The 13,929-nt window shown below is 29.5% G+C and carries 9 protein-coding genes; 6 read left to right on the top strand and 3 right to left on the bottom strand.

What is annotated here, in order from left to right:
- The 3 genes from FLA105534_RS23120 to FLA105534_RS23110 form a co-directional block, all read right to left on the bottom strand.
- Nucleotides 1-1,635: DUF11 domain-containing protein (locus FLA105534_RS23120; protein ID WP_173968433.1), on the bottom strand; the 1,635-nt coding region annotated here is incomplete at its 3' end.
- Between the two features lie 612 nt (nt 1,636-2,247).
- The gene (locus FLA105534_RS23115) at nt 2,248-3,300 is read right to left on the bottom strand and encodes a PorP/SprF family type IX secretion system membrane protein (protein ID WP_173968434.1); all 1,053 of its coding nucleotides are present in this window, start codon (nt 3,298-3,300) and stop codon (nt 2,248-2,250) included.
- A gap of 651 nt (nt 3,301-3,951) precedes the next feature.
- Entirely contained in the window at nt 3,952-5,961 is a 2,010-nt protein-coding gene (locus tag FLA105534_RS23110) for a sensor histidine kinase (protein ID WP_173968432.1), read from the bottom strand.
- A 461-nt stretch (nt 5,962-6,422) separates the two neighbouring features.
- Between FLA105534_RS23110 and FLA105534_RS23105 the strand changes: the two genes are divergently transcribed.
- From FLA105534_RS23105 to FLA105534_RS23080, 6 genes are all read left to right on the top strand, one after another.
- The gene (locus tag FLA105534_RS23105) at nt 6,423-7,079 is read left to right on the top strand and encodes a response regulator transcription factor (protein WP_173968431.1); all 657 of its coding nucleotides are present in this window, start codon (nt 6,423-6,425) and stop codon (nt 7,077-7,079) included.
- Nucleotides 7,080-7,274: 195 nt separating this feature from the next.
- Complete coding sequence (locus FLA105534_RS23100; protein ID WP_173968430.1) at nt 7,275-8,618, top strand: sigma-54-dependent transcriptional regulator; 1,344 nt, start codon at nt 7,275-7,277, stop codon at nt 8,616-8,618.
- 161 nt (nt 8,619-8,779) lie between these two features.
- Nucleotides 8,780-11,830 carry a hybrid sensor histidine kinase/response regulator gene (locus tag FLA105534_RS23095; RefSeq protein WP_173968429.1) on the top strand — a complete coding sequence of 1,017 codons (3,051 nt, stop codon included), beginning with the start codon at nt 8,780-8,782 and terminating at the stop codon, nt 11,828-11,830.
- A 333-nt stretch (nt 11,831-12,163) separates the two neighbouring features.
- Nucleotides 12,164-12,598: a response regulator gene (locus tag FLA105534_RS23090; RefSeq protein ID WP_173968428.1), complete on the top strand. Its 435-nt coding sequence runs from the start codon at nt 12,164-12,166 to the stop codon at nt 12,596-12,598.
- Nucleotides 12,599-12,617: 19 nt separating this feature from the next.
- Complete coding sequence (locus tag FLA105534_RS23085; protein ID WP_173968427.1) at nt 12,618-13,346, top strand: polysaccharide biosynthesis/export family protein; 729 nt, start codon at nt 12,618-12,620, stop codon at nt 13,344-13,346.
- Nucleotides 13,347-13,360: 14 nt separating this feature from the next.
- Nucleotides 13,361-13,929 (top strand): Wzz/FepE/Etk N-terminal domain-containing protein (locus FLA105534_RS23080; protein WP_217427729.1); only part of this gene is annotated, 569 nt, incomplete at its 3' end.

The raw sequence follows: 13,929 nt of genomic DNA, 5'->3' as shown, positions 1-13,929 counted from the left end.
CCCTCCTCCTGAAACAACTGACCAGGTACCACCTGAAGGTGTAGCTGATAAGGATTTGGTACTGTTCTCACAAATAGCTGCAGTACTTGTTGTATTAGTCGCCGTTCCTGAAAATACATTAACAGTAAATGCGACGTCTGAAGTTGTCGCTGGACAGGATCCATTGGCTGCAACAGTATAACGCACTGTTACCGAAGTATCCGCAGAAACATCTGCCGGTGTATAAGTAGTTCCTGAAATCGTCCCTCCTCCTGAAACAACTGACCAGGTACCACCTGAAGGTGTAGCTGATAAGGATTTGGTACTGTTCTCACAAATAGCTGCAGTACTTGTTGTATTAGTTGCTACAACAGCAGCTGTGGGGACCGGGGTCACAGAAGAAGAATTATTTGTTCCATTTATATCAATAATATCTGCCGATGCTATACTTGCAGTGTTTAAATAAACACCCGACGGCTTTACTGTAGCAACTATCGACAAAGTTGGTGTAGCTCCAATATTTAACAACCCAACATCCCAAACACCATTGATTGAATTATAAGTTCCAACAGACGGCGTAGCGGATACAAATGTATATCCCGAAGGTAGTAAATCTGTAACTTTTGTATTTGTTGAGTTACTAGGTCCAGCATTACTAGCTGTTAATGTAAATGTAACACCACACCCAACTTGCGGAGACATGCTGCTTGTTGCTTTTGTTACACCTAAATCTGCATTTGTTATACCTTCAATTAAATCAACAAAAACACCTGAATCTAATGATGAATCACCAGCATCTGCAATAACAATTTTAAAAGTATAAGTTGCTCCAGGAGTTAAACCTGTTACGTTCCTAGTTATCAATTTTGTTAAACCATTAAATTCTACAAAAACTGGAAAAGGACCTGGTTGAGGTTGAGGATTTGTAATGTACCTACCTCCTGAAATCGTAGTTGTGTGTCCATTATTAGTATACAAAGCAGATTGCGTACCATCATAAGCCGCGACAGGTGGAAAACCACTAAAACCAGGAACTCCCGAATTCACCTTATTAATTGATGTTGCATTTCCATTTGGCAATGTTGCCATATTTAATGTACCTGCAATACCAGGGCCAGTAATAAAAAAACCAAAGGCATCGTCAAAACTTGATCCTACATAATCAGGGTATTCCTCAGAACCAAATTGATATCCAATTTTAAGACCAGAAATAGTAGGCCCCAATGTAATTGTAAACGAGTAAGAAATCAAATCTCGCGTAGCTGTTGCGTCTATTGTTGATAAATTAGGATCTGAAAGAGTAGTTGCGCCTGCTGGATTATAAGAACTTTGATTAGCTGTGTTTCTATTTGTTAACTCAAATGGTGCATTTCCAGTAGAAAAATAAGCTCCACTTGTTAACCCCAGTCCTGCTCCCGCAACTCCATTTGTAAATGTAGCAACTTGATTAGACCTTACAGTCGAAATAGCTGCAGCGCCACTCAAAGTCCCCCCAGTGATAACGATTCCTGGGCCATTAAGCGCTGAATTAATTTGAGAATTAGTTGGATTTGTAACTATAGTAGCCTGCGAATACAAAAAGAAAGAACTTAGTAGAAAAAAAATAAATAGTATTCTTCTTAAGACATTAAATGTCGATGGTAGGTTTTTACTCATAAAAAAATAGTTTAAACTTTTGTACGAAGATATAAAAATAAAACAATAACTCACTCATTATTAATCGCTTTTATATTATTTGACACTAAATTTTTATGATTGATTCCAAGTTGACACAATCAAGTATGTAGATATCTTTTTTAAATCCGTAAAATAAAAAATGTTAGTTGCTATTTAAAAGTCAACGTCCGATCACTACCATTTTAACCGAATTAAAAAAAGCTCATTTTTATTTGTTAACTCTGAAGAAAAATCCAAATATACAAGAACCAAGAGTACTGATTTAAACTCCAACTAGATAAAAACAGTTAATTAAGCAGTTTCAAAAGCACTTTTCTAACTATCACTACTTTTATAAATTCATGCGCTGATTCTATCTTGTGAACGCAATTAATCAAACCAATACGGCCTAAAGTTATTACCATCATAGATTACCCCTGATGTAGTTACGTCGGAATTTATACAATATCCTTAAAACCTACCCATCATAAATCAAATTTACATATATTTAAAATAGTTAACTTTTTAAAACACTCCTATAACGATGTTTTATATATCACTTTTCAAAGTTAAACAACCTATTCAAAGAAAAATTTTAAAATAAAGTCGTCACTAGTTTATTGCTGGACAATTACAATCATACTTAACAGCTTTACAAAATAAATTCACCCCTAATGTTAATTGATGCAATCCATCGGTACCATAATGCAAATCACCTAGTAAATAGGTGTAAGAATAAGCAAAAACCAAATTATAATAATTAAACCCTAAAACTGGCGTAACATATTGTAATCTTTGGCTATTAGCCCCCCCTCCATTACCAAACTTAGTCTCATCAAAACTTCGTCTATAAGACACGCCTCCCCAAAGCACTCCTGAACTTAAATTTTTGTATGCTTTTAAGTTTACATCTAATGCACTCTCTTTTGTTTTGTCTACAAATTGATATAAAAAAGAAGGCTCCCATAAAACCTCATCAATATTACCAAAAACATATCCACCACTAACAATAAATTTCCTTAAATTATCACTTTCATATTCAGTATAAAGATTTCGCCTTGTATCCAAAACATTCTTAATCACAACATTAAAACTAAAATTAAACAAATTGTAAGAAGCACCAATATCAAAATTAAAATAAGACACCCTTTGAACCATATCTCCAAAAATCGGATCATAATTCTCTGAACTCAAAAATTCACCTTTATTCAATTGACTTTGATTAACACCTACATTAACACCAAACGACAACTGATTCAAATCAACTTCATCCCTCGAAAACATAATATGATGAGCATATGTCGACTTGAAACCAAACTGAGAATGATACCCATTAACGTCATTAAAAACAATAACTCCCACTCCAGACTTCTCATCCATCCTACCATTATAACTTAATGTTTGTAATGCTGGCGTATTGGATTGACCAAACCACTGTTTTCTAGCTGTAAACCTTATTTTATGACAATTAGAAGCTCCCGCCATAGAAGGAAATATCAAATAATAATTATCCGCAAAATAATCCGAATATACTGGTATCCCTTCTTGAGAAAAAGCATTTAGCGACACTAAAAATAAAATGAAAAATTTTAATCTAGATTTTACAAAAATTACTTTCTTAAAAAAAAAAACAACTTTAAAAGCCCCTCCTTTAATGCTTTCCATATAATTCACTACAATCCGACAATCATTCAAATACAAATTCTGCAATTTATTAAATATCATCCCAACCATCAGATGATGATCCAACTTGTTAAATACATTTCCCATATCTACCAATATAAATAATTAAATTAATACTCATACTAAAAAAACTACACCCATCACCATTCGAAGTAAAAAATCGAAATAATCAATAATTCTAACAGAATTAACTAAAAACCATACCTAACCCAACCCTATATAGCTTCATCTCTAAAATCTATCATAAACATCTATAATTCAAAACATCCTAAAATCTTAAAAAAACGATCCAACTGATATTACTATTTTTTGTTTGCTTGTTTCAAACCCATAATTTAAAGCCATCAGAGATTACTGGTTTTACAACAGAAAGTACTTTCAATAAATCCACAACTGATTAAGAAAAAGATAGGGATAAAGAAACTTATTTCTAAAAAAAACAGCATAATTACTTAACATCAATCATTTAAGCTAGGAAATTACAAAAAAACTCTCTATAAAATTTGCAGTATTGAATTTCAATTATTAGAATCTGCTTAAAATAGAGCCACTGATCTGCAAAGTAATGATATCAAAAGTAATTCTTTATATTTCACGCTTTTGTTTCATAAATACTAAATCCACAATACCCTATCAAAAAACAACTTCTATCGTAGTACCATTTCCTAAACTTGAAATAATTTTCAATTCTCCTTTTAATAAACGGGCTCTTTCTTTAATATTCTTCAACCCAATACCATTCTTAACATTTTTAACATTAAAGCCAATTCCATTATCCCAAATGCGAATTGTTATTTTATCATCTGTATTTAATAACAAAATATGACATCTTTCAGCTCTAGAGTATTTGCTACTATTTTGTATTCCTTCTTGAATTATACGATAGATATGCACTTTATCAGAGCCACTAAACCTTGACCAATTAATATATTTATCGAAAGATAAATCAAATTTGGTATTAAATTCGTTTTGCTGTGAAGTTACCAAATCCCTCAAAATTTCAAACAAACTTTCTTCTTCATAAATCAAATTCTTAGCTAAATCATGCGAGACCTTTCTAATTTCATTTTCTGTTTTTTCAAGCTCTTGAATCAATTGTGCTTTTTTATCAATATTACTTGAAGTTAATTGTAATAAATTAAATCGAGTTGTAAAAATGCTATTAACAATCCCATCATGTAATTCCATCGCAATTCGTTCTCGTTCTTCTTTACGCGCATTCTCAATTTCGGATTGTCTAACCAACATCAAATCATATATTTTTTCATTTTCATCTTGGCAACTCTGTACATAAACAAATTTACTGTTCCTAATTTTCAAAAGATAAACAACAAGGAATGTACTCAAAATAAAAAAAAGAAACACTGAACACAAAAGAAGAATTTTATTGTTTTTTAACAAAACTTTATTTTTCTCTTCCATTTTTTTTTTTTCACACACTATTCTTGCAAATTTTATTCTTTCTTTTCTTTCTAAAATTTGAATGCTATCATTATCCTCAAAATATAATTGCGAACTAAAATATTTTTTTATTTCATAATTCTCAATCAGTAATTTTAATGATTGAATATTATTATCCTTACTTTTATTTTTTTTTGCCAATACCAGCCCCTCAGTAAAATACCAAAGTGATGTTACAACATCTATTTCTAGTAAGTAAAACTCCAAGATTCTAATTTTAGTAGTTACCAAACTTAATGGTAATTGTAAGCTATACAATATTTTTAAGGACTTAAATAATATGTTTTTAATTCTTTTATGATTAACTGATTCCATTTCTGAATATTCAAAATTATCCAGAAACATACTACTGCATTTTGCATGACCTTGTTTAAGTCCTTTTGTTTGAAAACCTATTTTATACAAGTGAATAACTTCTTTATAATCTTGAATTTCCTCATAAACAGTCTCCGTATTGTTACAACATCTAACCTCAGACTTTTCTATTATATCGCTAGAAAAATCTTGTCCATCCAATCGTTGTAATTGTAACAAAATCATCTTAAAATATCTTAAAGATTCTTGACAATTACTCAATTCCTTAAAACACAAAACTATTACAACATTAATTTTATAAAACAATCTCGTATTATTAGTTTTAGACAACGGTCTAAAAACTTTAATTCCTTCTATCTCTACTTCGTCAAAACTAATTATCGCGTATAAAATATCCGAATTACACAAATTTAACTCATTTAAAATCAAAGCATAATTATTCTTTTTACACATCCGCTCGTACTGAAGATAACAAGAAAAAGTAATATCTAATTGCCCATTAAACTCATAATAATTCCCAAAATAACAAAGTGATTTTGCTATATATTTAGAATCTAATTTCTTAGGAGACCGCTCATAAAAAATCTTTGCAACCTTAAAGTATTTCTCTAAAACATAAAAAAAGCAGTCCTTTATAGCAATCTCAAAATACAAATCTATAGCAACAAAATCGTTTACTTGATTTTTCATTTTTTGACATGCTGTATCTAAATACTTTTCTTGTATATCATTATCCAAACTCTTTGATTCTATTTTTTTTAAAAAAAATAAAGCATAATCTTTATTTTCTTGCTCAAATTTCTTTTCGTTACAAGAAATAATCAACAATATAATACTGAAAAAAAATATTCTTCGTTCTGTTTTCAATTTTAATACAATTATAAGTCGTATCAAAAATAAAAATTAAAAACCATACAAGTCACTAATAAAAAAGAAATATCTTGTTAATTGATAAACTTATATTTTTTATTTACCTTTAGCATTGCCTTAAACAAGCAAAACAATATTATTTTTCAAAGCTAAATCAAAGTTAATAAAAACTAATATCTAGGATTGTAAATAAAAAATTGCACCACTTATTTTGATTAACCGCTGTAAGTTGTAATTCTAATTTTATCATCCGATTTGTCGCATCTTGAATGTCTTTGATAGTACAAAAAAAGCAAACTTACATTTTCTCTTTTCAATTGTTGCATTATTATAAATAATTTAGAAAAGAAAAACGTACAAGGAATACTAAAAAAGCAGATCCAATTACAGATAAATATTTATTCATTCCACTTAACATAAACCACTATTTTTTTTTACTAAAACTAAACACAAAACAGATGAACATACTACTGATCGATGATCATCCCATAACAATAGAAGGATACGTAAACGCGTTAACGATAGCTCCATTTGGCTCTTTCGAACCCGTTTTCACAAGAGCCTATACTTGCGAAGAAGCCTACTCTCTTCTCTTTAAAAATATTACGACAAAACTCCATTATGATATTGCTATAATAGATAAAGGCCTCCCTAGTTATGAAGAAAAGTCCATTTTTTCAGGTAGTGATCTAGCTATTTTAATACGAGAAATAATGCCTAATTGTAAAATTATTTTCATTACTGCACACACTGAGGTTGTTATTATTTATGATGTAGCAAAAAAAATACGACCAGATGCATTAATTATAAAAAGTGACATTACTCCCAAAAAACTCCAACTCGTGTTAATGGAGATCATGAAAGAAAATCAATACCAAAGTCCAATGGTAAAAAAATGCATTGATGAAATATGGAAAAAAGAACTCATGATAGAAGACTACAATCGTCAAATACTCCTATACTTATCTAAAGGTTTTAAAATCAAGGAACTGGAACCTATTATCCATCTCACTACAAGTGCAATTCAAAAACGTGTCATTCGAATGAAAAAAGTTTTTAAGGTAACTGACGATGGTGGCTTAGTGAAGGAGGCCATAAAACAAGGTTTTATTTAGCATTATAAACCTAAATTTAACATAAATTGTCCAATAACTACATGTTTTACTAAATATGTTTTTATCCTTTTATATATTGTATTTTATTTATAAACTTAGCGTAAAAATATTGTTAAATATTACCATAATAAGCTTTTACTCGTTAATCTATAATTCTTTCAAATAATAATAATAATAATAATAATAATAGGAATAATGTGCACGCTAAAAATTTTTCTCGTTGAAGATGATCTCTTTTTTGGAGAGACTATAAAATATTATTTACAACTAAATCCTGATTTTGATGTGCACCTTTTTCAAACTGGAAAGGATTGCATCAATAATTTACACACAAAACCCCAAATAATCTGCTTAGACTTTGGTCTTCCGGATATAAAAGGAGATAAACTATTAAAAAAAATACAAGAAATAAATGACAAAATTCCTATCATTATTATCAGTGGTCAGGAGGACATCGAAGTTGCTGTAAATTTCTTAAAATCGGGTGCAAAAGATTACATCGTAAAGAACAATAACACAAAAGATTTGCTTTGGAACTCTATTGTGAAAATTAAAGAAAACCTCAAATTGGTTCAAGAAGTCGAAGGACTAAAAGAAAAACTAGAACAAAAATTAAGTTTTGAGAAAACAATCATTGGTCAAAGCGACGGTATAAAACTTGTTTTCAATAAAATTAATAAAGCCATCAATACCAATATAAACGTTTCTATAACTGGAGAAACAGGAACTGGTAAAGAAGTAGTTGCAAAAGCTATTCATTACAACTCTGACAGAAAAAACAAACCTTTTGTAGCCATAAACATGGCAGCCATCCCCAAAGAATTAATGGAGAGTTTATTTTTTGGTCATGAAAAAGGTGCCTTTACTGGAGCCTCCGATAGAAACATTGGTAAATTTGAACAAGCGAATGGCGGAACTATTTTCTTGGATGAAATTGCAGAACTAGACTTTAGTCTTCAAAGTAAATTGTTACGGGTTTTACAAGAAAGAGAAGTAGTTCGCTTAGGAGGCACAAGTAAAATAAAATTCAATGCTCGATTAATCGTAGCAACACATAAAGATTTAACAGAAGAAGTGAAAAAAGGAAACTTCAGAGAGGATTTGTTTTACAGAATAATTGGATTACCTATAGAGTTGCCCCCACTTCGAGAAAGAGGAAATGACACCTTGTTACTTTCCAGGTATTTTATTGATTTATTTGTGAACGAGAATAAAATTAAACATATTACATTATCTAAAGAAGCAAAACAAAAATTAATGAAATATCCATTCTATGGAAACATTAGAGAACTAAAATCTGTCATTGACTTAGCTTGTGTAATGTGTGAAGAAAACAAAATCTTACCCAATGACCTCACATTTATTAGTATAAACAATAATGACATATTCCTTTCGAAAGAAAAGACATTAAAGGAGTACACAGCCGAAATAATTTTTTATTTCTTAAAAAATAATAATAATGATGTTATTCGAACGGCTAAAAAACTAGATATTGGAAAATCTACCATTTATAATTTAATTCAGTCAAAAGCAGTTTAAAACTTGGTACTTCATTCAGTAGTAAAAATTAAATGCCCTAATTTCTAAAAAAACTAATTATCAAAACTAAGAGAATAGACAAACTGCAATTAAAACTCATTTGAAGAATAGATTTCGCTAAAAAAATCTCCCAGTTGTATTTTTTCTAACAGATGCGAAAAATGAATAACTTTCATAAACTTTTACAAGAACAAATAGATAAACATTTAGTAACAGATTTTATAAAAAATCATACTATGGTTGCTTTTTTTAATGCTATCAATGAAAGCTATAATAATTTCGAAAAAGAAAAAAAAACAGCTCATAGTACTTTTAATGAAATAATAGAAGAATATGAATTAGCAAATAAAAAATTAAAATTAAAACTTCATAACAAGAAAGAATCTATAAAAAAGTTAGACAAAAGTCTTGGAGGGTTAGACTCAATCTTCGATGAGATAAAGAACAAAGAAGAACACAATGATATTTATTTAATTTCTACTTACTTAAAAGATAAAATATTAAAAGGAAAAAAAATAAAAAAGAACTACTCCCGAAATATTGAATTATTAAAAACACTTTTAACCAATTTACAATCAGCAATTTTGGTAGAAAATGAAAATCAACGACCAATATTCACCAATCAATTATATTGTGACACATTTTTACTATTTTGTCAACCAGAAAAAATAGCAAGCAGCGGACTATCCCATTTGTCAGAAATTTCAGGAAACCAATTTAAAAATCCCGAATCATTTAAACGCAGAATAAAGGAAATAATAAAAAAAAGAGTCATAGTTACCAATGAACTGCTAGAAACTGTTGATAATCGATTTTTAGAAAGAGATTATATCCCCATCTTCATAAATTCAATACATAAAGGATCTCTTTGGAAATATAATGATATAACACAAAGAATAAAAACACAATCGCTTTTGGAACAAAGTGAAATTAGGAGTAACCTAATCTTGAATTCATCCCTAAATTGTATTATAAATGTCAATAGTATTGGAGAAATATTTTTTTGGAATAATCAAGCAGAAAATATTTTTGGTTGGAAAAGAGAGGAAGTCCTTGGTAAACATTTATCCGAAAATATTTTTTCAGATAAAATTCATATTGATTTGCAATCAAGTGCAATTGACATGTATTTAAAGACTGGTGATGTTTCTGGATTAAGTAAACAAATAGAATTATCTGTCTTAAATAAATCTGGAGATGAGTTTCCTATAGAAATCACTATAACTCCGATAAAACAGGGAGACGAAATTTTTTTTTGTTTTTTTATTCAAGATATTTCCGAAAGAAAACACTCTGAATTAAGTCTAAAACATCAAGAAGAAAAATACCGAAATATTATTGCCAATGTAAATCTGGGATTAATCGAAATTGACAACAACGACATCATACAATATGTGAATCAAACTTTTGAGTTAATGTCTGGCTATGAAATTAAAGAATTGCTAGGAAAAAAGACAACCGATTTTTTTGGCTACAGAAACAACTTTGATGGCGTAAAAACCAGAGTTAATACAAAAGATAAAACCGTTTCTGAACTTTTTCAATTTCCGATAACCAATAAAAGAGGCGAGTTAAGATGGTGGGCAATAAGCCGTGCATTAAATTATGATGACAACGGAAAATTAGTCGGCTCCATAGAAACTCACTTAGACATAACCAAGCAAAAACAACTTGAAATTGACCTAGAAAGTGAGAAAACAAAAGCTGAAAATGCCTCGATTGCTAAAGAAGCCTTCTTGGCTAACATGAGCCATGAAATACGTACACCTCTTAATGCAATAGTTGGTTTTTTACGAGAACTAGAAAAACAAGAGTTAACAGAACTGCAGCAACAACATATCAAAAATAGTACAATTGCATCCAAACATTTATCCGCTATCATTAATAATATTTTAGATATTTCTAAAATTGAGGCAGGTGAAATGCATCTTGAAAATAACGATTTTACTCTTGAGACCTCAATTAAAAAAATCATTACTGTCTTAGAACCTAAGGCAAAACAAAAAGGAATAAGTCTATCAACTACCATTTCTAGTCATATCCATAAAGTACTAATAGGAGACAGCCTGCGATTAGAACAAATATTATTTAACCTAGTAGGAAACTCATTAAAATTTACTCATAAAGGACAAATTACTATCAACTGCGAACTAATCTCTGACAATGTTTTGTCACAAGAATTATGTATTTCCGTATCAGATACAGGAATAGGAATGGATCCTTTTTTTATAGATACGATGTTTAGGAAGTTTTCCCAAGAAGATAAAGGAATAACCAGAAAATTCGGAGGAACTGGCTTAGGAATGGCAATAACTAAGGAATTAGTTATACTAATGAAAGGAGAAATCAAAGTAGAAAGCAAGAAAAATAAGGGCACAAGAATACACATTAATTTCAAATTTAAAAAAGGAAACGAGCATAATTTAAAAGGTCTTGAAACGGAAAGAAAATTAATAAAAATAGACAATATAGCAATTTTATTGGTAGAAGATAATGAAATGAATAGAATGGTTGCACAGAATTCCTTGTCTTATCATAACTGTAAGGTTACTGAGGCTGAAAATGGATTACTGGCATTAGAAATATTAAAAAAAGAAAAATTTGACATCATACTTATGGATATACAAATGCCAGAATTAGATGGAATTGAGACTACTAAAATTATTAGAAAAGAATTAAAACTGAACATCCCAATTATTGCATTAACTGCAAATGCATTTAAAACAGAAATAAATAAATGCAAAAAAGCAGGGATGAATGATTATATAACCAAACCATTTGAAGAAATAATTTTGATAGAAACAATTGCAAAACATACTCTTGGCAAAAAAAATGTAGCCGCTGATCAAAATAGTACCTCTACAAAGCCACTATACAATTTAAATATATTGCAAGATATGAGCAAAGGAGATAAAAATTTTGTTTTAAAGATGCTTCTCATTTTTACAAATCAAATAACCGATACTTTAGCGACTATTGATAACGCTCTTCTTGAAAATGATCTTAATGAATTGGCACGATTAATACACAAAATCAAGCCTAGTATAGAAAACTTAGCTATTGAATCTATTATTGGTGATGTTAAATTTCTTGAAAAAGTCGTAAAAACTAACCGTAAAGATATAAGTCAGACCCTAATCATTTATAATAAAGTAAAGGAAACATTAGAAAAAGTGGTGCTCCAATTACTGGAAAATGAACTTAATATGTAATTTCATTTCTATTTAGCTAGTTTTCGGTTCAAAAGGATGTTAATTTCTAAAATGATTCACTTTTTTATAGATAATGTTAAGAAATTGAATTGCAATGTCTTTCGCTAACTCTAAAGAATTGCTACAGAAAATTACGCCCTGAATATAGTATTAAAAATCAAGTCTTATCAATCTTAAAACTACTAAAAATCTCCTGTAATCTTTGATCTAATTCATGATTATTTTCCAAAATTTGGAATATACTCATAATAAAAAAAAACTAACTAACTAAATATCAATAATTTACAAAAATGGTTTGATTTTAGTATAAGAATTATAAAATATTATTATACCATGAAAGCTGAAACCCAATTCAAATTTTTTATTGTTGATGATGATATATTTTGTGCCAACGTTTATGAACAGTTTCTAAAAAACATTGGTCATTACGATGTCACATATTACAGTAACGGCAATGATTGCATTGACAATCTTGACCAAAATCCAGATATTATATTCTTAGACCATAATATGGATGGGATGAAAGGATTTGATGTTTTAAAAAAAATAAAACGATACAATCCAAACATCTACGTCGTCATGATTTCTGGTCAGGAAAACATAGAAACTGCTGTAGATGCACTCAAATATGGAGCCTTTGACTACTTAATAAAAGATGCAACGGTAAGTTCTAAAATTGCTAACATCATTAGTAAAATAATCACAATCAAAGCATTGATAAGAGAATCTAATCCCAGTATTGTACAAAGAATCCTTTCATTCTTTTAGTTTTAAACACTGTCACTTTATGAGAATTATAATCAAAATTTTTCTAGTCACATTACTTTTCACTTCGTGTAAAACGTACAATCTATTTGAAACAAAGGAACCGGTAAAAGATACTGCTACTTTTTCATACGATGCAAATTATCAATATAGAATTAGAAAAGATGATAAAATATCCTTATCCGTTTGGGGTGAAGAAAATCTAAGTGTAGGATCAGTTTATGGAATTTATGACTCGAACGAAGTATATGGTAAATGGCTGCTTGTAGATGCCAATGGAAGCATAGAAATCCCTAAAATTGGAACAACAAACGTAGTCAACAAAACTGTTCCAGAGTTAAAAGAATATATAAAAAATCAGCTCAAAAAATGGATCATTAATCCAATTATTGATGTAAAAGTCCTTAACAAAGAAATCACAGTTCTTGGAGAGGTTAGAAATCCGAATGTAATTACTGTAGACAAAGATCATAATTCACTCATAGAAATGATTAGTAAAACAGGAGGTTTTGAATTTTATGCCAACTTGAGAGCTATAAAAATATTACGTCAAGAAGGAGAAAATGTAAGGGTAACGAATATCGATTTGACAATCCCAAATGATATTCGCAATAGAAATATTCAACTTTATCCTGGCGATGTTGTTATTGTTCCTTCTAAAAAGAATAAAGAGTTTGACAAAAAAATTTCAATTATCATTCCTTTTACTTCAACTATAACGGCAGCGGCTATTCTTATAGGATTGTTTTAATCAAAACTTAAGTAATGAACGAAAACATTAGATTACTCAGACCGCTTCTTAAGGGCATACCAATCATTCTATTGATAATGTTTTTAGGCCTTTTACTAGCTGAAAAATATCTGGAATATGTCACTCCTATGTATGAAAGTACTGCTAAACTAAAATTAGCCGATAATCAAGAAGGTGTCCCCAGTGCAAATACGGTTAAAAATTCTGACGCTTTTACCTCAACAAATAAAATAGCAACAGAAATAGAAGTTTTAAAATCATCTAATTTATTAAAAAAAACACTTAAAGAATTACCATTTGGTCTCGAAATCTATAGGAAAGGTAAATTTAAATCAGTTGAGTTGTTTAATAACTCTCCAATTATTATAAAAGCTTTATCAAAATCTGATAAAATATATGACAAACGATTTTTGATAAATGTTCTTTCTCTAACAAAATTCGCGCTTTACGACCCTATAGATAATCAAGAAATTGAATGTTTTTTTGGTAAACCAGTTGCTACTAAAGGTGGGACATTCTTGATTACACTCAATACTAATTTTATAAAATCTAAAAAAGAAATAAAAATTATTGATTATTATGA

It is taken from the genome of Flavobacterium collinsii (assembly GCF_902804485.1).
GTDB lineage: Bacteria > Bacteroidota > Bacteroidia > Flavobacteriales > Flavobacteriaceae > Flavobacterium > Flavobacterium collinsii.
Note: the sequence above shows the minus strand (reverse complement) of the source record. Positions and strands in the feature narration are given on the sequence as shown.

Excerpts from the sequence above, each read along its gene's own strand:
- FLA105534_RS23095 (WP_173968429.1), top strand. The coding sequence starts at position 8,780 with ATGAATAACTTTCATAAACTTTTACAAGAACAAATAGATAAACATTTA.
- FLA105534_RS23105 (WP_173968431.1), top strand. The coding sequence starts at position 6,423 with ATGAACATACTACTGATCGATGATCATCCCATAACAATAGAAGGATAC.
- FLA105534_RS23085 (WP_173968427.1), top strand. The coding sequence starts at position 12,618 with ATGAGAATTATAATCAAAATTTTTCTAGTCACATTACTTTTCACTTCG.
- FLA105534_RS23090 (WP_173968428.1), top strand. The coding sequence starts at position 12,164 with ATGAAAGCTGAAACCCAATTCAAATTTTTTATTGTTGATGATGATATA.
- FLA105534_RS23100 (WP_173968430.1), top strand. The coding sequence starts at position 7,275 with ATGTGCACGCTAAAAATTTTTCTCGTTGAAGATGATCTCTTTTTTGGA.
- FLA105534_RS23115 (WP_173968434.1), bottom strand. The coding sequence starts at position 3,300 with ATGGAAAGCATTAAAGGAGGGGCTTTTAAAGTTGTTTTTTTTTTTAAG.